This window comes from Phaeobacter sp. JH20_26, from assembly GCF_048056275.1.
Lineage (GTDB): Bacteria > Pseudomonadota > Alphaproteobacteria > Rhodobacterales > Rhodobacteraceae > Phaeobacter > Phaeobacter bryozoorum.
Map to the genome: position 1 here is coordinate 58,167 of NZ_JAYMWL010000001.1, position 21,066 is coordinate 79,232.

The window sequence follows — 21,066 nt, forward strand, 5'->3', positions numbered from 1 at the left end:
CCAGTGGGCCGGGGGTCCCGGTGTTTAGCCGTCGAGCCGGTTCTCTTCGACCGCGTGGCAGGCAACGGTGCTGCCATCTGCTTGCCGTAGTGGACGCGGACGCGACTCGCGACATCTAGCATTCGCAAATGCGCAGCGCGTTTGAAAGGGGCAACCTTGAGGCAAGTTGATGGGTGTCGGGATTTCGCCCTGCAGCCGGATGTGACTTGGCCCTTCATCCTTGAGTTGTGGCACCGCGGACAACAGCGCCTTGGTGTAGGGGTGTTTGGGGTTTTCAAACAATGTCCGGGTATCGGCCAACTCACACAGCGTACCAAGATAGAGCACCGCAACGCGCGTCCCGAAATGCTCCACCACACTGAGGTCGTGGGTGATGAAGAAATAGGTCAGTCCCCGCTGGTCCTTGGCTTCCAGCATCAGGTTCAGAACCTGTGCCTGGATCGAGACATCCAGTGCCGAAATCGGTTCATCCGCGATGATGAACTCGGGGTCGACAGTCAATGCCCGGGCGATTGCGATCCGCTGGCGCTGGCCACCCGAGAATTCATGCGGATAGCGGCTGGACCAGCTCGGATCCACACCAACAGACCGCATGACCTCCGACACTTTATCACGCACTTCGCCACGCGACAGCGACGGATTGTGGTGGCGAACGGGTTCTTCCAACGCCTGCTGGATGGTCATGCGCGGGTTCAGGGAGGCATAGGGATTCTGAAAGATCATTTGCATCTTCTTGCGCAGGGGCATCATTTCCCCGCGCGAGCGATCGTCGATCCGTTGACCATCATAGTGGATTTCGCCGCCGCTGGGCGTCAGCAGCCCGGCAACCAGCCGCGCTACAGTAGATTTTCCGCAGCCGGATTCACCAACAATACACAACGCTTCGCCACGGTCCGCGGTGAGCGAGACATTGTTGACCGCATGCACCGCGCGTTTCTCACGGGTGATGCGACCACCGCGCAGCTTGATGGTTTCTAGAAACCCGCGATCCAATTCAAAGCGTTTTTCAAGATTCTTCAGCTCAAGCAAAGGTTTGCTGTCTTGTATCTGGGTTGTCATACGCTTGCCTCCTCAAGGCTGGTATTCTGCAGGCGGGAGACTTCGTGGCAGGCGACCTCAACCTGGCGATAGCTTACTGTTTCCGGCAACACCTTGCGGCAGTGGTCGACAGCATATTCGCAGCGAGGGCTGAAGGGACAGCCGGGGGGGATGGATGTCAGCCCCGGCATGTTGCCCGGGATCTGTTTCAGTCGTTGGCCGGGCAGGGTCTGTTGCGGCAACGCGTTGATCAGCCCTTGGGTATAGGGGTGTTGCGGGTCGTTGATAATCTCGCGCGTCGGACCTGCCTCGATCAGACGACCGGCGTACATGACGAGGGTGCGCTCGGTCATCTGACTGACCACGCCAAGATCATGAGTGATCAGGATCAGGCCAACCTTGTTGGACTGGCAGAGTTCGAGCAGCAACTCCATGATGTCCGCCTGAATTGTCACATCCAGCGCAGTTGTCGGTTCATCTGCGATGATCAGCTCCGGATCCAGAAGCAGCGCCATCGCGATGATGATCCGTTGCCGCATGCCGCCGGACAGCTCGTGGGGATATTGGTTCAGCCTTTCTTCGGGCGAGGGGATATAGACCTCCCGCAACTTCAGAATAGCGATCTGTTCCGCTTCAGACTGGCTGAGCGAGCGGTGCGCCTTGAGCGTTTCGACCATTTGCTGGCCGATCGTCAGGACCGGGTTCAGAGTGACCATCGGATCCTGAAAGATCATCGCCATGCGATTGCCACGGATCGTACGCATCTCGGCGTCGGACAGTTTGACGATATCCTTGCCACCAAAAAGGATCTCACCACTGTCGATATATCCGGGCCGGCTGAGAAGGTTCATCAGAGAGAAACCGGTGATGGATTTACCGGCCCCGGATTCACCTACGATGCCCAGACGCTCTCCTTTTCCAAGGTCGAAGGAAATCTGGTTCAATGCGGTGACGGTGTGATCACGCATCGCAAATTTGACCGTGAGGTCGCGAACGGAAAGCAACGACATCGCTATTATCCTTTGTAGAGTTTCGGGTTCAGCACGTCACGCATCCAGTCACCCAAGAGGTTGATGACAAGAACGAGGACAACGAGAACCACACCGGGGATGGCGGTGATCCACCAGCTGCCGGAGAAGATATAATCAAAACCGGAGGAGATCAGCGATCCGAGCGAGGGCTGACTGGGGGGCATCCCAAGACCCAGGAAGCTGAGTGACGCCTCGGAAATAATCGCATTCGCCACCTGCACCGTCGAAATCACAAAGATCGGCGACAGCGAGTTCGGCAGAATATGCCGCACCATAATCCGCATCGGGCCGAAGCCCAGCACGCGGGCGCTGTCGATATATTCCTTCTTTTTCTCAGCAAGAACAGTGGCGCGTACCGTTCGGGCATATTGCGGCCATTCGGCGACGCCGATCACTGCAATCAGGAAGTAGATCGCATATTGGTTGAAGGTCTCGCTGCCAAACATCGCCTGCGTCACCGCGAGGAAGATGATAGCGACCATCAACGTCGAGAAAGACAGCTGGATATCGGCAAAGCGCATCAGAAGGCTGTCGAGCCGCCCACCGACATAGCCGGCCACCAACCCGATTGAGATCCCGAGGAAGGCTTGCAAGGCGACGGCGCAAAGACCGATCAGCAAGGACAGGCGGGTGCCGTAGAGGATCGTCGACCATAGATCCCGACCCTGATCATCGGTGCCAAACACGAACTGGGGGTCGGCTCCGTCAATCCAGGCTGGCGGGTATTCGCTGTTCATAATGTCGATCTGGGCCGGATCATAGGGATCAAACGGTGCCAGCACCGGTGCCAGGATCGAGGCGAGGGTGATGACCATGAACACCGCAAAGGATACCATCGCCACGGGGTTGCGCCGGAAGCTGTAGCCCATGTTGGAGTTCCACAGGCGACTAAACCGCGACGGGGTGGTTTGGTTTGTACTAAGGCTGCTCATGCGCCCATCCTCGCAATATTGACTGTTGGATTGACGAGCCCATAGATCAGGTCGACGATTGTGTTGGTCACCACAAAGATGAAGCCCACAATGATGAGATATGCCACGATCAACGGGGTATCGACGCGGTTCACCGCCTCAAGGAACATGAACCCCATGCCTGGCCACTGGAAGACGGTCTCCGTCAGAATAGTGTAGGCGACCATAGTTCCGATCTGCACACCACCAACGGTGATCACCGGCAACAAGGTATTCTTCAGCGCATGCACAAAATAGATGCGTCCGGGGCGGATGCCCTTGGCGCGGGCATATTTCACGTATTCGCTTTGCAGCACTTCCATCATCTCAGCCCGGATCAGGCGTACGAACAGCGGCAGCATGATCGATGCCAGCGCGACCGAAGGCAGCAGGATGTGCACCCAGCCATCTGCGGTAGCAAAATTGGTTTCCCAATAGCCAAAGACATGCACCACATCGCCCCGCCCGTAAGATGGGAACCATCCGAGTTCCACCGAGAAGACAAAAATCATCAGGATTGCGGTCAGGAAAACCGGGATCGAGATGCCGACAATCGAGACCCCCATGATCAAGCGGCTGAAGAACGCATTCGGTTTGATCGCTGTATAAACGCCCAAGGGTACGGAGAGGCCGACGATGATCAGGGTTGCACCCATAACCAGTTCCAAAGTGGCGGGCAGCTTCTTCAGGATCACGTCGAGCGCGGGTTCTTTGAAGAAATAGCTGGTGCCGAGGTCGCCCTGAAGGGCATTTCCAAGAAATCGGATGTACTGTGTCACGAAACTGTCGTTCAGACCCAATTCGTCGCGCAGTTGCTGGCGGACCTCTTCCGAAACGGACTGACCGACCAGTTCGCGCAGGGGGTCGCCGAGATTGTCCTGGATGGCAAAGCCGATCAGCGAGATGGCAAACATCACCGCGATAGCCTGAAACACGCGTTTCACGAGGTAGGCGAGCATGTTGGAGTTACCTTGTATCAGTCACTTGTTGATGGGCACAACGCCATTGACGCCCGACGGGCGGCAGGGACATGCCCATAAAGAAGTGGTGAAAATCTGGGAATTGGTGGCAAATCGGCCGGGGCAGCGACGCCGCCCCGGCCTAAGAGTTATCAGTCTACTTTCAGATCGCCGAAGTAGGGGAAGTTCAGGGCGTTCACGATCTTCTCAGCGTGGACACCATCACGAGCACCCCAGGCCAGGTTCTGCCAGTGCAGCGGAATGAAGGCCGCGTCTTCATAAAGGATGCCTTCCAGCTTGCGCAGCAGTTCGCCACGTTTCGCCTGATCGGTTGTCGCATTGGCTTCAGCCATCAGAGCATCGGCTTCCGGGTTGCAGTAGTTGCCGGAATTGTACTGACCGTTGCCGGTGGCTTCGTCCGGGCAATGCGTCAGGAACTGGTGGAAGTTCGCGGAGTCTTCGGTGTCGGAGTGCCAGCCGATCATCATCATGTCGGCAGCGCGTTCGTCAAATGTCGGCCAGTACTGCGCTTTGGGCATGGTCTGCAGGTCAACTTTGATGTTGATCTTTGCCAGCATCGAAGCAACGGCCTGAGCGATTTTATCATCGTTCACATAGCGGTTGTTCGGCGCCATCATGGTGACCGAGAAACCATCGGCATAACCAGCTTCGGCCATCAGAGCCTTGGCTTTTTCAACGTCAAAGCGCGGGGTCAGGTTCTCGTCATAGCCGAGATAGCCGGCCGGGCTTGCCTGGGCGCCAACGGTGCCAAAGCCGCGCATAATGCGATCCACGATGCCGGCGTTGTTCACCGCATAGTCGATCGCCTTGCGAACACGTGCGTCTTTGAACGCTTCAACACGGTTCTGGTTCAGTTGGAACGTGATGATACGGGTGCCGGGTTCGGTGATCAGGGTGGTGCCTTCGTGTTCTTCGACACGCTTCAGATCAGTTGGCGGAACCGGTGCGATAAAATCAACGTCACCAGACAGCAGGGCTGCGACACGTGTCGGGTCTTCCTTGATCGGCGTCAGGATAATCTTGTCGACGTTGCCTTCGGAAGCGGTGTCCCAGTAGCCATCAAAGCGATCAAAGACGACTTTCACGCCCTGTTCACGCTCGGTGACAGTGAAGGGCCCGGTGCCGGACAGGTTGCGCGATGCAAAGCTGTCGCCGTGCTTGACCAGCTCGGCCTTTTCTTTGCCATCCTCGGTGGTGCCGGAGTAAAACTGGCTGTCCATCGGGAAGATGTAGGTCGCCGTGTGCAGGACCAGCGGATACGGCTCGGAGGTCTTCAGGTCGAAAGTCAGCTCGTCGATGACTTCGACGTCAGTGAAAGACGCGAAGATACCCTTGAAATCGGGGCTGGACTTCAGACGATCAAACGTCCAGTCAACATCTGCCGAGGTCAGCGGGTTGCCGCTGTGGAACGTGACACCGTCGCGCAGCTTGAACCGCATTGTGGTTTCATCGATCTGCTCCCAGCTTTCTGCCAGCCGCGGAGCGAACTGCAGATCCTTGGTCCAGCGGACCAGCGGATCAAATACCATGTGCGACAGCTGCAGCGTGCCGCCGGAAAGCTGCTCATGCGGATCCAGCGAAACCGGATCAGCGTCATAGGCGACCTTGATGGTCACCTCGGCCATCGCGGCCGTGCTCAGGGTTGCCGTCAGAGTGGCAACAGCGAGCGTACTCGCAAAATGTTTCATTATTCATCCTCCCGTTACTGTATTGTTACTTCATCGGTATCGCAGGGGTCGCGAACAATCCAATGCCGATTGCAAAGCGGCTATGCAAAATGCGTATAGCTTGTTTTTCAAAAATATTTCAAAAACTTATGGGGCATTTGTTGGCTCAATCACCTCGGCGGATGCGCATTCCGCATAGCAAGAACCTATCAGAGGGTGGACGGGAATCGGCGGTTCTGACTGCTATACTGAGCACCCCAGCGGCGAAAAACAGCGCATCGAGGTGACGCATTGGCGCAGAAGACCGCCGGCCGAATCGAGATAAGAAAAACGACCTGAACCAAGAGAATCGGTGTTCCCCCTAGAGCGAAGAGCGCGGGTCGTTCCATGGCGGCATTGGAAACAGTCGCACGAAATTTCGTCGTTTGTACGCCCCAGACGCCCATTAACAGTCCGTTAATATGGTTAAGGCGCCAAATATTTGCCCGCAGCGCCGAATAAACCTATCAGCTTTTAGTCAAATCGTTCCAACCAGTGTGAAAGAGAGCCCACAATGGCAAATGTATTCGTTGCGTCGTTTCCAGGCGTATCTTCACTGAGTAACTATCTGGCCTTTGACAGCTTTGAAACCTCGCGCGACTCTTTCGGTACCGTTGTTTCTGCCACCGAGCTTGAACAGACGGGCGCCGATGGATCCGTGCTGCGCCTCGGCGGGGATTTTTCCAGCGAGGACCAGGCGGATTGGCAGATCTACTCGATGGACCACTCCCTGAACGGCGCCCCAATCGTATCGGTTTCCAATATCTCGATGACCTTTGATCGCTTTGCCTCACTGCCTGCCGACGATTTGGCCCGTGAGCTGCTCTCTGGTGACGACGAGATCACTGCCCTCCTCAACAGCAATGTGACTGCCATCCGTACCTATGGCGGCGGCGATCGCATTTCACTTGGCGCCGGAAACGACACGGTCGCTGCCGGCGGGGGTAATGATTTCGTGACGGGTGGTCTGGGGATCGACAACCTCCGCGGAGGCTCCGGTGCAGATACGCTCCACGGGAACGGCGGCGACGATATCCTGCGCGGCGGAATCGGCCGTGACCGTATCTTTGGCGGTCTTGGTGACGATTTCATCGGGGGCGGACGGGGCAACGATCGTTTGATCGGTGGGGCTGGCAACGACACGATTCGTGGCGGCGCCGGTGTGGACCGACTATTTGGCGGGGCCGGTGATGACGTGATGACCGGCGGCGCGGGGGCGGATATATTTATCTTCAATGAGGGCGATCACACTGATCGCATCACCGATTTTGAGGCGGGGGTGGACCGCATCAAGCTTGGCCGCGGAGCGGAGAGCATGCAGGATGTCGATTTTGGTCAGGTCGGCGATGATGCGGCAATCTATTTTGCCGATGTCACCGTGATCGTCGAAAACATGACATACACAGAGTTGCAGGACGCCGATCACTTCTTGTTCTGATATACTGACGCTCCAAGCTTCGCGCCTGGAGAGCGGTTCAGCAGATCAAGATGACAGATCCCAGGTAGACCCGAGGAGGTAAATGATGACTAGTGTTAAACGTAACCTGATTGCTGCGGCGCTGCTTTGCACTCTACCTGCGGTGACATCCGCAGACCCGTTGCCGCGCAGTGCAAAAATTGCCAATCCGCAGAAAATTGCAAAAATATACTCGGGAAAGACTGAACTCTGGACCAACAACTGCGGCGGAGGCATCTATTTCGCACCGGGCGGTCAGGCGCGCGCCTGGTGTGCCGACCAAAGCGACAACCTGGGCGCAGGAACCTGGGCGGTCGATGCAAACGGGCAGATGTGCCAGGATCTCGTTTGGTACTACCCAAGCGGACGCCGTGCCGGAGCCAGCGCGAACGACAAATCCTGCATCAGCCATGTGGTTGACGCCTGGGGTGTCATCTGGCGAAGCTGGCCGAACGATCCCGAATGGTGGCCGATGGGGAAAGATGCGGGTCTCGTCCGTGGATATAAATTCCAGGCCCAGGTTCAACAGACCCGGTCCAAACTGGGGTTCTGATTGATCCGGGTAAGAAGCCGTTTCAGGGGTCAGCCAAAAAAAGGGCCGACCCCTCGCTTTTGACTTGCACCCCCGCGCCGCTACGCTTAAACCCCGCCGCAGTGGACCGATAGCTCAGCTGGATAGAGTACTTGACTACGAATCAAGGGGTCGGGGGTTCGAATCCTCCTCGGTCCGCCACTTCTCCTATGTGTATGACGTCAGAGGTGTTTGACTTTTCCGTCACATCATTGACCCAACAGAGTCCCGGCCGAACTCTTCCGCGCAACATTCACCCAGCATCCGAACACTGCTCGCTGGCGTTCCGTGTTGTCCTAAAACTTGCGCTGCGTCATTGTGCCAACATGCGTCAGCCCACAAAACAACAGTTAGATCGACATGAACGCCGCAGGGCCGATCTTCGCGTCCGGGGAAGCTCTCTCGCAAAGATCGCCCGCGAATTGGGCGTGACTGACTCTGCTGTCACTTTGGTAGGAAAAAGAATGTGTCGATCTGCGAAGATTGAGCAGGCTTTGGCGGACGCTTTGCAAACTACGCCAGAGCAGATTTTCCCTGATCTTTGCGAAGAGAGATAGAGCGGCCATTAGATTTGGCCCGAGAAATATGGACGGTTGAGCTAGGTGGATTTTCCGCTCCTGATCCGGCAGCGTACCGGGACGAAGGAGCAACGATGGCAAGGCGACCCAGACAGAACCACAGCCCGGCATTCAAGGCGAAAGTCGCATTGTCAGCTTTGAAGGGCGACAAAACGATGAGCGAATTGGCGACGCAGTTTGACGTTCATCCAAACGAGGTCGAGCAATGGAAAGACCAGCCCCTAGGCCGCGTGACAGACGGTTTTGACGACAATCCGAAGGCGTCGAAAGCGCCCGAGATCGATGTGAAATCGTTGCACGCGACGATAGGCCAGTTGACGCTGGAAAACGATTTTTTGGGCGAAGTGCTCGCCAAGGCCGGTCTGCTAAGAACGCATGCTGTGACACGGCCAAACCAGGTCTGGCGATGGACATTACCTAGATCCCCATGGCGCGCGGATTTGTTTATCTCGTTGCGGTGCTGGACTGGTTCAGCCGAAAGATTCTGGTCTGGCGATTGTCGACAACGCTGGAAACCGGCCCGGGCATCGAGGCTTTGAAAGATGCCTTGCGCGGTCATGGCAAGCCCGAGATCATGAACACGGATCAGGGCAGCCAGTTCACGTCCATCGACTTCATCAAGACGCTGAAGGACGCGGGCATCCAGAGCAGCATGGATGGCAAAGGTGCGTGGCGGGACAACGTCTTTGTCGAACGGCTGTGGCGGACGATCAAATACGAGGAGGTCTACCTGCGCGCGTATGAAAGCGTGTCAGCAGCCCGCGAGAGCCTGTGCCGATATCTGGCGTTCTATAACAGCAGGAGGCCGCACTCATCGCTGGACGGGCAGACGCCCGATCAGGCCTATCTCAAACCGTTGCGACAAATCCCGGTCGCAGCATAATCGAGCGGGAAATCTACCTACGAAACGGCCGGAAACTGTTCAAACGACCCGAACCACCTCTGCTTAGGGTGTCCAGTCGCTTGAAGAACCTTAGAATGCGTTGCAGCTGTGCGGCTCCTTTGACTTAGAACGCTCGCTAAGCTTGCTGCAGCGCAGTAAAGCGCAAGTGATTACCTACGTTCTGAATGGTCAACAACTGAACAGCACGATGGATGTCGGCTTCAGGCATTTCGTGAACCCTTGGTTTGCAACCGCAAGCTGTGACCAATTCCATGGTGGATATCCTCAGTTATGGACCGTCTCGCTGAATCTACCAGTCTGATGTGCAGACTCCGACCCCGAAGCTGGCGCCCCGGTGTCGGAATACTTGGTATATTGAGACCTGAGCTTATTCGGCTGCTTTAAGCTCGGTGTCGATTTCGATGGTCAGCTGGCCCACCGGGATGCTGCTGCCGACGCCGAAATCTGCCGGGTCGATTGTGCCCGACGCGGAGAAAGCCACCCAGTCGCCTTTGTAGTAATCAAAGAACTGACCGACCGGATGCGCGCCAAGGTGTGTCAGGCGGGCCTCAAGCACCACCGGTTTGGTGACACCGTGCAAGGTCAGATCGCCGGTAATCTCGGCTGTATCCTCACCGGTGAGTTTTACACCGGTGCTGGTAAAGGTGATCTCCGGATAGGTGCCTGCGTCCAGGAAATCCGGACTTTTGGCATGTTGATCAAGCGCTTCGACGCCGGAGAAGAAGCTGTCCGTTGCGATGGCCGCTGTGACGCTGGCGGTCTCCGGGTTTGCAGGATCCAGTTCCAGCGTGCCGCTGACCGCAGTGAATTCGCCGTGCTGCATTGAGACGCCGGCGTGGTTCCAGCCCACGCGAACCTCAGTGTGGCCAGGATCTGTCTTGTAAGTTGCTGCAGCGGCTGCGCCTGTCATGATGGCAAGAGCGGCGAGGGTGCTGAGAAGGTGGATTTTGGTCATTGCGTATCCTTTCCGTTGGACGTGAAGTTAAAGGGGTTGTGAATCAAAACATGCCGTTGCCGTGGGCGAATTCGGCGGGGATTTCCTGCACCGCGTCCCAATGTTCGGCGATCAGCCCGTCCTCGACGCGCCACAGGTCATAGAAGGCCGTGGGTTTGCTGTCGTAGATGCCTTCGGCCTGGGTCATCACGAAATTGCCTTCAGCCACCACATTGTGCAGCTTCGTGTAGCCGAAGGAGATTTCGTTCTCGGCCAGATAGGCGATGAACCCCTTCAGTCCGTCGCGGGTGTCCGGCACATAGGGGTTGTGCTGCATGTAGTCGGCGCGGATGTAGCTGTCGATCCTGGCAAGGTCGCCGCCCATCAGCACGTCGGTGACGAGGCCGGTGACCAGTGCCTTGTTGGCGTCGGTCTTGTCCAGATCTGTGATTTCGGTGGTGCCATCAATCATGGAACGGCCGCTGGCGGTCTCAGTCACTTCATCCTGGATCGCATCCCAATGCTCCACCAGCTTGCCGTCTTCAAAGCGGAACAGGTCGATGATCACCTTCGGCCCGAAGAACTCTGCAGTCTGGTGGATCACCACGAAATTTTCATCGCCGAACACCCTGACCGGGTTCACCTGCACTGGCGGATCCAGGGTCTCAAGAAAATCAACAAAGCCCAGCAGCCCTTCGCGCCCATCGGCGGCCTGCGGGTTGTGCTGGATGTAATCCTCGGCGACATGCGCGCGAATGAAATCGCGATCGCCCTTGGCGAGGCCCTGCTCCAAGAGGGCAACGGCTGTGGCCTTGTTTTCTGCTGGGTCTGCGGCGGCGCTGGTCGCGGCGGCGGAGGCAAGCACAGCTGCGGCTGCTTTTTTAAGAAGTGTCATTGCAGTCTCCATCGTGACAGTTGCTTGAGTCGGGTACATGAGTTACTAATAGGAACCGAAGTTCCAATTCGGAAGTAGGCACTTTTTAGTAACTAAGGAAAATCCATGAAGCGGCGTGAAGAACTCGAACGGGAGCTGGGGCTGGATCTGTGCCCGATCCGGACAGTGCTGGCGCAGATCAGCGGCAAATGGAGCCTGCTGGTGATCCTGCTGCTGAGGGACGGGGAACACCGGTTTTCCGAGATTCAGCGGTCAATCCCGGATGTCTCGCAGCGGATGCTGACCCAGACCTTGCGGCAGCTCGAGCGGGATGGGCTGGTGGCGCGCAGGGTCACTCCGGTGGTCCCGCCGCGGGTTGATTATGCCATCACGGAGCTGGGCAAGTCGTTGTTTGAACCGATAGGCGCAATGGCCGCCTGGGCGGTGGCGAAACAGCCGGAAATCATGTCGGCGCGAGAGCGTTACGACAGCGCAGGCTAGGGCCGGGACCGCTGTCCCGGCCGCCGGTTCAGGCGAACACCACTTGGATATCGGTGTATTCCGCCAGCCCCTCCTCGCCGAACTCCACGCCGAGCCCCGAGGATTTCACCCCGCCAAAGGGCGCGTTGGGCTGGATTGCCCCGTGCTTGTTGATCCAGACAGAGCCGCATTCCAGCCGTGCCGCGACGGTGCACGCCTTGGCAATATCACTGGACCACACCGACCCGCCCAGCCCGTTGGGGCTGCCGTTGGCGGCGGCAATCGCCTCTTCCACGTCATTGTACTTGATCACCGGCAGGGCCGGGCCAAACTGTTCTTCATCCACCAGCGGGTCGCCATTGGTAAGACCGGCAATGATTGTCGGCTCAAAAAACAGCCCTTTGCCTGGGTTGCCGCCCAGCAGCAGCTGGCCCTTTTCGCGGGCAGCGGCAACGAGACGGGAAACCTTGGCGTGCTGCATGGGATTCTGCAGCGGGCCAAGGATGGAGGATTCGTCAGATCCCGGACCCACCGGAATGGTGCGGGCAAATTCCACCAGCGCGGCGCAGACTGCGTCATGGATGTCCTCATGAACATAGAGCCGCTTCAGCGCGGCGCAGGTCTGGCCGTTGTTGATGAAAGCGCCCCAGAACAGCCCTTCGGCAATCGCCTGGGGGTCTGCATCCGGCAGCACGATGCCCGCGTCATTGCCACCCATTTCCAGCGTCAGCCGCTTCATTGTCGGCGCAGCCGCGGTCATAATCTTCTCTCCGGTCGTGCAAGAGCCGGTGAAGACAATCTTGCGGATGCCCGGATGGGCAGACATTGCCGCTCCCAGGTTGTCAGTCTGGTCGTCTCCGGTGATACAATTGAGAACACCCGCAGGCAGCACTTCGTTTAGCAAAGCCACAAGCCGCAGCGTGCTGAGCGGAGTCAGCGGCGAGGGTTTGATCACCACTGTATTGCCGGTCCGCAGCGCGGGCAGGATGTGCCAAACCGCTATCATAACTGGGTAGTTCCAGGGGGTGATCGAACCGACGACACCAAGCGGTTTGCGATGCAGCTCAATCCGGCCTTCGGCGTCGTCCTGCAGCACCTTGACCGGCAGCGACAGCTCAGCGGTGTATCCAGCCCAGGCTTGGGCGCCGCCCATCTCAAAACGTGATCCGAGGCCATTGAGCGGCTTGCCCTGTTCAGCCGTGATCAGCTGAGCAAGCTCTTCGGCATGCTCCGCGATCTTGGCTGTTACAGCCTCGCAATAGCGCTGAAGATCGGCATGGGACAGCTGCGACCAGCTGGCAAAGGCCTCCTGCGCGGCTGCTACCGCACGGTCTAGGTCCGCCAGTGTTCCGTTTGGTGCTCGGCCTGCCAGCCCGCCTGCCGGATTGGCCACATCGAAGCAGGCAGCCGCGGGAGCGGGGGCGCCGCCGATTGTCATTTCAAATTTCATTGGGTGTTCTCCTTGCCAGCGGGTCAGGCGGCGGCGGGCATGAAATAGTCCATGTGGACCTTCCAGCCGTCCTCGCCGTTCTGCCAGACCACCACATAGGCCAGATGGATATCACCTGCGCCCTCAGCACGCGGTGTCAGCACCACCCGGCCGGTTTCAATGGCGCTGCTGCCCTCATGCTGCACCGATGTGGTGGATAACTGCGCCGTTTTCATGTCCTGCACGGCGCCAAGGAAATAGGCCGAGGCACCATCCCGGCCGGAAAAGGTTCCAATTCCTTGGCCGATCACCACCGGGTCGGGGGTATAGTAGTCCTCCACCAGCGCGGCGACATCGCCGGCGGCGAAATTCGCCTCGAACTGGCGGGACTTGGTGGCGATCACGTCTTTCAGCGTAGCAGTCATGGTGCAATCCTCCCTTGCGTTTGCGCCTGTCCCAGACTTTTCCGGGGCGCTGACAGCAACGCTAGTCAGGGAAAGGAAGCGACTGTATAGTGCATATGCACTATGCGGGTGGCAGCTTGGCACGGGATAACCTGACCTCATGAACCGCTATGATCTGAGTGAATTTGTGCTGAGCCTGATGGACAAGGCCAACACCCATACGCCGCTGCATTTCCAGCAGTACATGATCGGGCTGATGCGCGGGATTACGGTGTTCGATTCCGCCTGGTGGGGCTGGTCAGTGTTCCGCGGCGGCAAGATCGCGATGGTGCATACGATGGTCAGCGGTTTGCCGGAGGGGTTCGAGCCCAAGGTCAAAGCGCATCTGGTGAATGACCCCTTTGTGCGCACCGGCCGTTCCCTGAAACGGTACGCCCGGTCGCTGTCGGTCGAGGATGCTGTGACAGATCCCGGGTTTAAGGTCTTCGCCGAGGAATTCGATCTGACCCAGATGCTGAACGGCCATTGCAAGGTGCGCGAAGGGCCGTTCAACTTTTTCATGTCGCTTTACCGGCATGGCCAGAAGCCAGCCTTTACCGACACAGAGACTGCGGATTTTCTGGCCATCCTACGGCATCTGGAGCAGGCGTTGTCGATGTGCTTACAGCTGGACCTAGGATTGCGGGTGGACCCCTGCAACGAATGGGCGCTGCTGGACCATGAGGGCGAATTGTTCTTGTGCTCTTCCGGCTTCAATGCGGCGGTGAAAGACGGGCTTGAGCCAGGGCAGAAGCCGACGGCCATGATGCGGGAACTGGCGGGTCAGACTGTGATCACCGCGCCCTCCGGGACGACCTTCGGCCGCTCCCGTTACTCTGACGACCTTTGGCTGATTTCGGCACAGCCGGTCAGCCCCCTGAGCCGCCTGTCCCCGAAGGAACGCCATGTTGCGGAGCTGCTGATTTCCGGCGCGACGATGCGGGCGATTGCCGAAGACGTCGGCGTTTCGGTCAATACCGTGCGGAATCAGGCGGCCTCCATCTATCGGAAAACCGGCGTTCACAGCAAAGTCGAACTGCTGCGACTGGCGGGCAGCCAGCTGCGCTAGAGCTGCACCCGTAGCGTTTCAGGCACCTTCATTCCTTCGCTATGCCGCTGATTTCATGTGGCTCCATCGACGTTCCTGCGAGCGCTGCAAAGCTGTAAACAAGCCGGTCGATGATAGTGCATCTGCACTATGTCTGGCCCGTTCGCCCTTCCGTACCGTTTTGGAAAAGGGAGGATCACCATGACCAGAAACACATCTTTCAGCCGTCGCAGTTTCCTGGCCGGAACGGCCGCCGCAACCGGCACACTCGCGATGCCGTCCATTGCCACCGCCGCCTCCAAGAAGGTGCGGATCGGATTCATCTCGCCGCTGAGCGGACCTCGCGCCTCGTTCGGGACGTCGGATCAGTGGATGGTCGACAGCATCCGCAAGCAGCTGGAGGGCGGGCTGAACGCTGGCGGCAGCACCCATGAAGTCGAGATCATCGTGAAGGACAATCAGTCCAACATGAACCGGTCGATCTCTGCGGGCAATGAGCTGATCCTGCGCGATCAGGTCGATATGCTGCTGATCAACGACGGCGATGCAGCGGTGGCTTTGGGCGAGATCGCTGATATCCACGGCATCCCGACGATGAGCACGATGCAACCGTGGCAAGCCTGGATGTTCCCGCGCGGCTCCAACCCGGAACAGGGCTTTCCCTGGACCTTCCATTTCTTCTGGGGGGCTGATGACGCCATGAGCACCTTTGTGCGGCTTTGGGATCAGATCGACACCAACAAGAGCGTTGGCGATTTCTATCTCGACAACCCGGTCGGACAGGCCTTTGCCGATCCGGCGATGGGGTTGCCGGGCTTCATCGAGCGGGGCGGGTATTCGCGTACCGATGGCGGCATGTTCAAGATCGACGCGGATGACTATTCCGCCCAGGTCAGCCGCTTCCGCGACGCAAGCGCCGATATTGTGACTGGCTTCGGCTTCCCGCCGCATTGGATCACCTTCTGGAATCAGGCGGGGCAGGCGGGCTACACCCCAAAGGCCTGCACCTTTGCGGCGGCCTTTCTGTTCCCACAGGCGATTGAAGCGATGGGCGCGCGCGGCGATGGCATGACAACTGAGGTCTGGTGGACCCCGAATGTGCCCTTCGCCTCTTCCTTCACGGGGCAAAGCGCCCGCGAACTGGCCGGCGCCTGGGAAGCAGACAGCAACGCGCAATGGGTGCAGACGCTGGGCTACAGCCACGCGCTGTTCGAGGTGGGCCTGGATGCGCTGGTGCAGTCCGGCGCCCCCAAGGACCGCGCCGCAGTCCGCGACGTCTTTGCTGCCACAAAACTGGACACGGTTGTGGGGCCGGTGAATTTTGCCTCCAGCCCTGTCAAAAACGTGGCGAAGACCCAGCTGGCGGGCGGCCAGTGGCGCAAGTCCTCGGGTAAGCATGCGTTTGAACTGGTGATTACCGAAAACACCCTCGCGCCTGACATTCGCGTCGAAAGCGAAACCATCGCACTGCCCAAGGTCTGAGCCATGTTGGAAGCACGCAATCTCAGCAAGGCGTTTGGCGGCCTGCGGGTGATCAAGGATGTCTCGGTCACCGTCGCACCGGGCAGCTGCCTTGGGATCATGGGGGGCAATGGCGCGGGCAAGAGCACGTTCTTTGATCTCCTGACCGATGTTACACGCGCCGATGGCGGATCGGTCCATGTGGCAGGGCGGGATGTAACCGGGCTGGACACAGCCGGGCGGGTTCGTGCCGGGCTGGCACGTGCCTTTCAGGTGCCGCGCGCATTTGCCTCTCTCAGCGTTCAAGAGACACTCTATCTGGCACAGCACGCAAGCCACGGCATCGCGCCCAAGGCCGCACGGGCGCGGGTGGAGGAGATCCTGGAGATCACCGGTCTGGGACCACACCGCAACAATCCCGGCACCGCGCTGCGGTTGTTGGACCGCAAACGGCTCGAACTGGCAAAGGCGCTGGCCTCCGACCCCAAAGTAATCCTGCTGGACGAGGTGTCCGGCGGGCTGACCGATCAGGAAACCGCCGAGATGGTGCTGCTGGTCAAGCGGCTGAAGGAAGCGGGGCTGGCGGTCCTGTGGATTGAGCATATCGCCCACGCACTGCAGGAAGCGTCTGACAGGATCATGATGCTGGCGCTGGGGCGCAAGCTGATTGAGGACCGCCCGGAGGTGGTTGCCGCCGACCCGCAGGTGCGCGCGCTTTATCTGGGGGCGGCGGCATGACCCTGTTGCAGATGCAGAACCTGACCGCGCGCTATGGCGATTTCCAGGCTCTGTTCGGGATTGATGCCCATGTGGACGAGGGGGAGACCGTCGCGCTGATCGGTGCCAATGGCGCGGGAAAGACCACGCTGCTGCGGGCGATTGCCGGGCTGGGCACACGAGAGGCGGGACAGCTGACCTTTGCCGGGCAGGACATTCTGGCGCTGGATCCCGGCGCGCTGGCGCAGCGCGGCATTGCCATGGTGCCAGAGGGGCGGCGGCTGTTCCCCAGCCTGACCGTGGCGGAAAACCTGATGATCGGCGGCGATGTCGGACGGCGCGGCCACTGGACCCTGCCGCGGGTGCTGGAGCTGTTCGACGAAATCGCGCCGATGGCGCAGCGGCCTGCAGGTCTGCTGTCGGGCGGCCAGCAGCAAATGGTGGCCATCGGCCGCGCGCTGATGACCAACCCGGAGCTGCTGCTGGTGGATGAGGCCTCCCTCGGGCTGGCGCCGGTGATTGTTGATCGGGTGTATGAGGCTTTGGCCGACCTCAAGGCGCGCGGCACCACAATTGTGCTGGTCGAACAGGATATCCGCAGGGCGCTGGCAGCCTCTGACCGTTTCTACTGCCTGCTGGCAGGGCAAGTGTCGCTGGCAGGCGCTTCGGATGGTGCCTGTTTCGAGCAGGTGAGTCAGGCCTATTTCGGAGAGAACCAATGAGCACAGCCATAGAAATCCTGATGAACGGGCTGTTCCTGGGCGGGCTCTATGCGCTGTTCGGGCTGGGACTATCGCTGATCTTCGGTGTCATGCGGATTGCCAATATTGCTCATGGAGAGCTGGCCATTGCCGGCGCGCTGGCGCTGTTCACCCTCGGCGCGGACTGGCCGGTCAGCCCATTTCTGCTGATGCCGCTGGTGTGCCTGGGCGCTTTCGCCTTTGGCTGGCTGCTGCAGACCCAGCTGCTGAACCGGGTGCTGAGCCCCGATCCGATGCCCGCGCTGCTGGTCACCTTCGGCCTGTCGGTGGTGATGCAGAATGCGATGGTCGGCTTATACGGCGCCAACAGCCGCAGCATCGACCTAGGCGCGGTCAAAACAGCAAATCTCACCATTGCTGGCCAGACAATCGGCTGGCTCCCGCTGGGCATCTTCCTGCTGTCGCTGTCGCTGTTCGGCGGGTTGCATCTGGTCCTGCGCAAGACCCGGCTGGGGCGCGCGGTGCGCGCAACCTCGGATGATGCGGAAACCGTGGCGCTGTTTGCAATCCGCCGTCGACGCATCTTTGCCATTGCCATGGCAGTCTCCGCAGCCTGCGCGGCACTGGCAGGAATGCTGCTGGCCTCACGCAGTTCGATCACGCCGTTTTCCGGTGCGGAACGCCTGCTCATCGCCTTTGAGGTGATCGTGATCGGCGGCCTTGGCTCAATCTGGGCTAGCTATCTTGGCGGCATCGCCCTGGCGCTGGTGCATGTGGCGGGCTTCTACTTTGATCCGGCGTCGGGGCTGCTCTACGGGCACCTGCTTCTGCTGGTCTTCCTTCTCATCCGCCCGCAGGGGCTTGCCGGAAAGGTGGTGACACGATGACCCGCGCTATTCTTGCCCTTTTGCTGACAGCACTTGCTGCCGCGCCTTTTGCGCTGAATGCAGGCGGGCTCGCGCTGCTGACCGAAATGCTGGTGCTGCTGGCCATCGCACAAAGCTGGAACCTGCTGGCGGGCTATGGCGGCCTCCTGTCGCTTGGCCACCACGCCTTTGTCGCCACCGGGGCGTACCTCTTGTTTGCCGTCACACGGGACCTGCCTGTCTCTCCCTACATCATGGTCCCGTTGTCCGGGGCCGGGGCAGCGCTGCTGGCGCTTGCCCTGACCCCGGTTCTGTTCCGCCTGCGCGAGGTCTATTTCGCCATCGGTATGTGGGTGGCTGCAGAGATCATCAAGATCGTTGTCAGTCGGCTGGACTACTTCGGAGGCTCCTCCGGCCTGCCGCTTTATGCGGCGCGGCGGATCGATACCAGCTGGCTGCCCGCCTCGGCGCATTGGTTTGCGCTGACACTGGCCGCGGGCCTGTGCCTGGGGCTGTGGCTGCTGCAGCAAAGCCCCTATGGCCTGCATGTCCATGCGATGCGCGATGACGAAACCGCCGCCCGCTCGCTGGGGGTGAAAACCCGGCGGATCAAAGGGACCATCTTTGTCCTGTCGGCGGCAGGGTGCGGGATGGCCGGCGCCATCAGTTTTCTTGGCACGCTCTATGTCTCGCCAGTCGCCGCCTTCGACATCAACTGGACTGTGAACGCGATCTTCATCTGCGTGATCGGGGGCCTTGGGACCATCCGCGGCCCGGTGCTGGGCGTGCTGTTGTTCGTCGTCCTGCGGGAGGGGCTCGTTGACTATCCCGGCTGGAGCCAGATTGCCCTCGGCACCATTGCGGTTGCGGTGATGCTGACTGTGCCTAAGGGGCTGAGCGGCCTGCTGGACCGCCTGCTCCCCAGAGCCAGAACGGCTGCCAGAGACCCATAATCTCGAACCTCGGCGACGAGACGATGACTAAGACTTTGACGCGCGCCGCCTAGCTGGCCGGATCGCGGCTGCATGCCTAAGCCCGCGCCAATTATGCGCCGCTGCGCTTCTGCAACCTGAAGATTGAGGAGAGACGATAATGCCGGATACAGGATTTTACTTTGACGAACACTGCCTGTGGCACACGACAGGTGAACACGCGCTGATCATGCCGGTCGGGGGCTGGGTGCAACCGCCCGCCGGCGCCGGGCATGCGGAATCGCCGGAATCCAAACGGCGACTGAAGTCGCTGATGGATGTGTCCGGGCTGACCGCCCAATTGGGCGTCCAGTCGGCCCGGCCAGTCAGCGAATGCGAAATGGCGCGGGTCCACAGCAGTGACTACATTGAGCGTTTCAAGGCGCTGAGCGATGCGGGCGGCGGGAATGCTGGTCTGTTCTCACCTTTCGGAGCTGGCAGCTACGAAATTGCCGCTTTGTCGGCCGGGCTGGCGCGACAGGCGGTTTTCGATGTGCTGGACGGAACCTATCAGAACGCCTATGCCCTGTCGCGCCCGCCGGGGCACCATGCTGGGCGGGATGGTTCCATGGGGTTCTGCCTCCTGGCTAATATCCCGATCGCGATCGAGGCCGCCAAGGCTGAAAAAGGGCTAGGCCGCGTCGCAGTGCTTGACTGGGATGTTCATCATGGAAACGGCACCCAAGACATATTTTATGAGCGCGGTGATGTTCTGACGATTTCGATTCACCAGCAAAGCTGCTTCCCACCTGGCTCGGGCTTGGGGGAGGAGCGCGGCGCGGGAGCAGGAGCCGACTGCAACTTGAACGTCGAGCTGCTGCCGGGCGCAGGCCACCAGTCTTACGCCGATGCGATGGAGCTGCTGGTGCTGCCCGCGCTTTACGAATTCAAACCGGATCTGATCATCATCGCCTGCGGGCTTGATGCCAACAATTTCGATCCGCTCAGCCGGATGACCGCGCACAGCGGCACATTCGCCTATCTCACCCGCACGGTGATGAAGGCCGCGCGCGATCTATGTGGTGGCAGACTGGTTGCGGTGCATGAGGGCGGCTACGCGGAGGCGGTGGTTCCCTTCTGTGCGCACGAAGTGATCGCGACGATGGCAGGCATCAAGAGCGATGTCGAAGACCCCTTCCGCGGCGTTGCCGAGGCCAACCAGCCCGCAGCCGATTTCGTCGAATTCCAGCGGAACCGGCTGATAAAGTTCGCGGAGCAGATTGCATCAACATAGTCAGGAGCTCTGCCTCACGGCGCCGGCCGGTTTCCTGGTCTTCGCCTTACCGCTCAATTGCAAGACTACCCCGCGATCACACGCGGCAGTTTGTTAAAAAGTAACAGCGACCGATTGGGCTTCAAGCGGGGTATTCTTGCCTCGCTTGGAGCTTTCGAAAAACGGCGAGCTGCTTCGTCACCAGACGTAGACCTCCATCTTGTCGGCGGCTATGGAATAGCCCGTTTGGCCAAGCGCGGTAGATTGCAGTTGCGTCCGCAGTGTTCCCGTAACCCAAACCGGATCCCAGAGCTGATCCCCCGGCCATGGTTCTGTCGCGGTGACCATCACAAGCTGGTTAGCCGGGGGCGGGGGCGTATGGATGCAGGCGCCGACATAGGGCACCAGCATGAACTCCGTCACGCCCTTTGCACCGACGTCGAAGGGGATGATGAAACCTGGCATCTTGATATACACACCGTTCAGCTCTTCGTTCAGCTTCGTCGCATTTGCGTCGTAGATCGGCCGCCAGGTGTCATTCTCAACGTCCATATCGCCTTCGCCGGTGATCTCCGAATAGGGAACTCCCGGCGGGATCAGGTCATCCCACATGATCTCGCGCGGCGTCGCTGCAGAGGCCACCGTTGGGGCAACCACTGATCCAGACAAGAGCATCAACGCCGTTCTGCGGTTCATCATTTGGTCCACCTCGCTT

At 59.4% G+C, this 21,066-nt stretch carries 21 protein-coding genes, 1 tRNA gene and 1 pseudogene; 13 read left to right on the forward strand and 10 right to left on the reverse strand.

The features are described 5' to 3' along the window. Positions 1 to 24: 24 nt before the first annotated feature. From VWY60_RS00290 to VWY60_RS00310, 5 genes are all read right to left on the reverse strand, one after another. A complete protein-coding gene (locus tag VWY60_RS00290; RefSeq protein WP_340547637.1) occupies positions 25 to 1,059 on the reverse strand; it encodes an oligopeptide/dipeptide ABC transporter ATP-binding protein in 1,035 nt (344 codons plus the stop codon). Further along, positions 1,056 to 2,048, reverse strand: coding sequence for an ABC transporter ATP-binding protein (locus VWY60_RS00295; RefSeq protein ID WP_260102075.1), 993 nt, complete (start codon positions 2,046 to 2,048; stop codon positions 1,056 to 1,058). Before VWY60_RS00295 ends, VWY60_RS00290 begins: the two co-directional genes overlap by 4 nt. A 5-nt stretch (positions 2,049 to 2,053) precedes the next feature. Further along, entirely contained in the window at positions 2,054 to 3,001 is a 948-nt protein-coding gene (locus VWY60_RS00300) for an ABC transporter permease (RefSeq protein WP_260102074.1), read from the reverse strand. After that, complete coding sequence (locus VWY60_RS00305) at positions 2,998 to 3,978, reverse strand: ABC transporter permease (protein WP_340547639.1); 981 nt, start codon at positions 3,976 to 3,978, stop codon at positions 2,998 to 3,000. Before VWY60_RS00305 ends, VWY60_RS00300 begins: the two co-directional genes overlap by 4 nt. Before the next feature lie 152 nt (positions 3,979 to 4,130). Then, positions 4,131 to 5,687 carry an ABC transporter substrate-binding protein gene (locus VWY60_RS00310; RefSeq protein ID WP_416535444.1) on the reverse strand — a complete coding sequence of 519 codons (1,557 nt, stop codon included), beginning with the start codon at positions 5,685 to 5,687 and terminating at the stop codon, positions 4,131 to 4,133. Between the two features lie 532 nt (positions 5,688 to 6,219). Between VWY60_RS00310 and VWY60_RS00315 the strand changes: the two genes are divergently transcribed. From VWY60_RS00315 to VWY60_RS00335, 5 genes and pseudogenes are all read left to right on the forward strand, one after another. Beyond that, positions 6,220 to 7,143: a calcium-binding protein gene (locus tag VWY60_RS00315; RefSeq protein ID WP_416539576.1), complete on the forward strand. Its 924-nt coding sequence runs from the start codon at positions 6,220 to 6,222 to the stop codon at positions 7,141 to 7,143. 82 nt (positions 7,144 to 7,225) lie between these two features. Then, on the forward strand, positions 7,226 to 7,714 hold the full coding sequence (locus VWY60_RS00320; protein ID WP_416592401.1) for a DUF995 domain-containing protein: 489 nt from the start codon (positions 7,226 to 7,228) through the stop codon (positions 7,712 to 7,714). A 103-nt stretch (positions 7,715 to 7,817) separates the two neighbouring features. Beyond that, a tRNA-Arg gene (locus VWY60_RS00325) sits at positions 7,818 to 7,894 on the forward strand. Positions 7,895 to 8,058: 164 nt separating this feature from the next. Beyond that, positions 8,059 to 8,289, forward strand: coding sequence for a helix-turn-helix domain-containing protein (locus tag VWY60_RS00330; RefSeq protein WP_416539672.1), 231 nt, complete (start codon positions 8,059 to 8,061; stop codon positions 8,287 to 8,289). A gap of 95 nt (positions 8,290 to 8,384) precedes the next feature. Next, positions 8,385 to 9,193, forward strand: a pseudogene (locus VWY60_RS00335) (IS3 family transposase). 388 nt (positions 9,194 to 9,581) lie between these two features. Here VWY60_RS00335 and VWY60_RS00340 read toward each other — a convergent pair. Both VWY60_RS00340 and VWY60_RS00345 read right to left on the reverse strand, forming a co-directional pair. Then, positions 9,582 to 10,169 carry a YceI family protein gene (locus VWY60_RS00340; protein WP_416539578.1) on the reverse strand — a complete coding sequence of 196 codons (588 nt, stop codon included), beginning with the start codon at positions 10,167 to 10,169 and terminating at the stop codon, positions 9,582 to 9,584. A gap of 43 nt (positions 10,170 to 10,212) precedes the next feature. Beyond that, positions 10,213 to 11,043: a nuclear transport factor 2 family protein gene (locus tag VWY60_RS00345; protein ID WP_416539579.1), complete on the reverse strand. Its 831-nt coding sequence runs from the start codon at positions 11,041 to 11,043 to the stop codon at positions 10,213 to 10,215. 105 nt (positions 11,044 to 11,148) lie between these two features. Between VWY60_RS00345 and VWY60_RS00350 the strand changes: the two genes are divergently transcribed. After that, a complete protein-coding gene (locus tag VWY60_RS00350) occupies positions 11,149 to 11,523 on the forward strand; it encodes a winged helix-turn-helix transcriptional regulator (protein WP_260016172.1) in 375 nt (124 codons plus the stop codon). A gap of 28 nt (positions 11,524 to 11,551) precedes the next feature. Here the strand turns inward: VWY60_RS00350 and VWY60_RS00355 are convergent, their stop codons facing one another. After that, positions 11,552 to 12,952 (reverse strand): aldehyde dehydrogenase family protein, encoded by a 1,401-nt coding sequence (locus tag VWY60_RS00355; protein ID WP_416539580.1) that lies wholly within the window; start codon positions 12,950 to 12,952, stop codon positions 11,552 to 11,554. Between the two features lie 23 nt (positions 12,953 to 12,975). Then, the gene (locus VWY60_RS00360) at positions 12,976 to 13,356 is read right to left on the reverse strand and encodes a nuclear transport factor 2 family protein (RefSeq protein WP_260016170.1); all 381 of its coding nucleotides are present in this window, start codon (positions 13,354 to 13,356) and stop codon (positions 12,976 to 12,978) included. Positions 13,357 to 13,495: 139 nt separating this feature from the next. Between VWY60_RS00360 and VWY60_RS00365 the strand changes: the two genes are divergently transcribed. The 7 genes from VWY60_RS00365 (at position 13,496) to VWY60_RS00395 (ending at position 20,372) form a co-directional block, all read left to right on the forward strand. Continuing rightward, positions 13,496 to 14,443: a helix-turn-helix transcriptional regulator gene (locus VWY60_RS00365; protein ID WP_416539581.1), complete on the forward strand. Its 948-nt coding sequence runs from the start codon at positions 13,496 to 13,498 to the stop codon at positions 14,441 to 14,443. A 180-nt stretch (positions 14,444 to 14,623) separates the two neighbouring features. Next, a complete protein-coding gene (locus tag VWY60_RS00370; RefSeq protein ID WP_416539582.1) occupies positions 14,624 to 15,904 on the forward strand; it encodes an ABC transporter substrate-binding protein in 1,281 nt (426 codons plus the stop codon). 3 nt (positions 15,905 to 15,907) lie between these two features. Next, positions 15,908 to 16,621: an ABC transporter ATP-binding protein gene (locus VWY60_RS00375; protein ID WP_416539583.1), complete on the forward strand. Its 714-nt coding sequence runs from the start codon at positions 15,908 to 15,910 to the stop codon at positions 16,619 to 16,621. Continuing rightward, the gene (locus tag VWY60_RS00380) at positions 16,618 to 17,322 is read left to right on the forward strand and encodes an ABC transporter ATP-binding protein (protein WP_416539584.1); all 705 of its coding nucleotides are present in this window, start codon (positions 16,618 to 16,620) and stop codon (positions 17,320 to 17,322) included. The genes VWY60_RS00375 and VWY60_RS00380 overlap by 4 nt, the downstream gene beginning before the upstream one ends. Further along, positions 17,319 to 18,188: a branched-chain amino acid ABC transporter permease gene (locus tag VWY60_RS00385; RefSeq protein WP_416539585.1), complete on the forward strand. Its 870-nt coding sequence runs from the start codon at positions 17,319 to 17,321 to the stop codon at positions 18,186 to 18,188. The genes VWY60_RS00380 and VWY60_RS00385 overlap by 4 nt, the downstream gene beginning before the upstream one ends. After that, the gene (locus tag VWY60_RS00390; protein WP_416539586.1) at positions 18,185 to 19,120 is read left to right on the forward strand and encodes a branched-chain amino acid ABC transporter permease; all 936 of its coding nucleotides are present in this window, start codon (positions 18,185 to 18,187) and stop codon (positions 19,118 to 19,120) included. Before VWY60_RS00385 ends, VWY60_RS00390 begins: the two co-directional genes overlap by 4 nt. A gap of 139 nt (positions 19,121 to 19,259) precedes the next feature. Then, on the forward strand, positions 19,260 to 20,372 hold the full coding sequence (locus VWY60_RS00395; RefSeq protein WP_416539587.1) for a class II histone deacetylase: 1,113 nt from the start codon (positions 19,260 to 19,262) through the stop codon (positions 20,370 to 20,372). A gap of 177 nt (positions 20,373 to 20,549) precedes the next feature. Here the strand turns inward: VWY60_RS00395 and VWY60_RS00400 are convergent, their stop codons facing one another. Further along, positions 20,550 to 21,050: a DUF3299 domain-containing protein gene (locus VWY60_RS00400; protein ID WP_340547655.1), complete on the reverse strand. Its 501-nt coding sequence runs from the start codon at positions 21,048 to 21,050 to the stop codon at positions 20,550 to 20,552. Positions 21,051 to 21,066 lie beyond the last annotated feature (16 nt).

Bases quoted from the DNA above. Each gene is read 5' to 3' on its own strand.
- VWY60_RS00290 (WP_340547637.1), bottom strand. From the start codon at position 1,059: ATGACAACCCAGATACAAGACAGCAAACCTTTGCTTGAGCTGAAGAAT.
- VWY60_RS00295 (WP_260102075.1), bottom strand. From the start codon at position 2,048: ATGTCGTTGCTTTCCGTTCGCGACCTCACGGTCAAATTTGCGATGCGT.
- VWY60_RS00300 (WP_260102074.1), bottom strand. From the start codon at position 3,001: ATGAGCAGCCTTAGTACAAACCAAACCACCCCGTCGCGGTTTAGTCGC.
- VWY60_RS00305 (WP_340547639.1), bottom strand. From the start codon at position 3,978: ATGCTCGCCTACCTCGTGAAACGCGTGTTTCAGGCTATCGCGGTGATG.
- VWY60_RS00310 (WP_416535444.1), bottom strand. From the start codon at position 5,687: ATGAAACATTTTGCGAGTACGCTCGCTGTTGCCACTCTGACGGCAACC.
- VWY60_RS00315 (WP_416539576.1), top strand. From the start codon at position 6,220: ATGGCAAATGTATTCGTTGCGTCGTTTCCAGGCGTATCTTCACTGAGT.
- VWY60_RS00320 (WP_416592401.1), top strand. From the start codon at position 7,226: ATGATGACTAGTGTTAAACGTAACCTGATTGCTGCGGCGCTGCTTTGC.
- VWY60_RS00330 (WP_416539672.1), top strand. From the start codon at position 8,059: ATGCGTCAGCCCACAAAACAACAGTTAGATCGACATGAACGCCGCAGG.
- VWY60_RS00340 (WP_416539578.1), bottom strand. From the start codon at position 10,169: ATGACCAAAATCCACCTTCTCAGCACCCTCGCCGCTCTTGCCATCATG.
- VWY60_RS00345 (WP_416539579.1), bottom strand. From the start codon at position 11,043: ATGACACTTCTTAAAAAAGCAGCCGCAGCTGTGCTTGCCTCCGCCGCC.
- VWY60_RS00350 (WP_260016172.1), top strand. From the start codon at position 11,149: ATGAAGCGGCGTGAAGAACTCGAACGGGAGCTGGGGCTGGATCTGTGC.
- VWY60_RS00355 (WP_416539580.1), bottom strand. From the start codon at position 12,952: ATGAAATTTGAAATGACAATCGGCGGCGCCCCCGCTCCCGCGGCTGCC.
- VWY60_RS00360 (WP_260016170.1), bottom strand. From the start codon at position 13,356: ATGACTGCTACGCTGAAAGACGTGATCGCCACCAAGTCCCGCCAGTTC.
- VWY60_RS00365 (WP_416539581.1), top strand. From the start codon at position 13,496: ATGAACCGCTATGATCTGAGTGAATTTGTGCTGAGCCTGATGGACAAG.
- VWY60_RS00370 (WP_416539582.1), top strand. From the start codon at position 14,624: ATGACCAGAAACACATCTTTCAGCCGTCGCAGTTTCCTGGCCGGAACG.
- VWY60_RS00375 (WP_416539583.1), top strand. From the start codon at position 15,908: ATGTTGGAAGCACGCAATCTCAGCAAGGCGTTTGGCGGCCTGCGGGTG.
- VWY60_RS00380 (WP_416539584.1), top strand. From the start codon at position 16,618: ATGACCCTGTTGCAGATGCAGAACCTGACCGCGCGCTATGGCGATTTC.
- VWY60_RS00385 (WP_416539585.1), top strand. From the start codon at position 17,319: ATGAGCACAGCCATAGAAATCCTGATGAACGGGCTGTTCCTGGGCGGG.
- VWY60_RS00390 (WP_416539586.1), top strand. From the start codon at position 18,185: ATGACCCGCGCTATTCTTGCCCTTTTGCTGACAGCACTTGCTGCCGCG.
- VWY60_RS00395 (WP_416539587.1), top strand. From the start codon at position 19,260: ATGCCGGATACAGGATTTTACTTTGACGAACACTGCCTGTGGCACACG.
- VWY60_RS00400 (WP_340547655.1), bottom strand. From the start codon at position 21,050: ATGATGAACCGCAGAACGGCGTTGATGCTCTTGTCTGGATCAGTGGTT.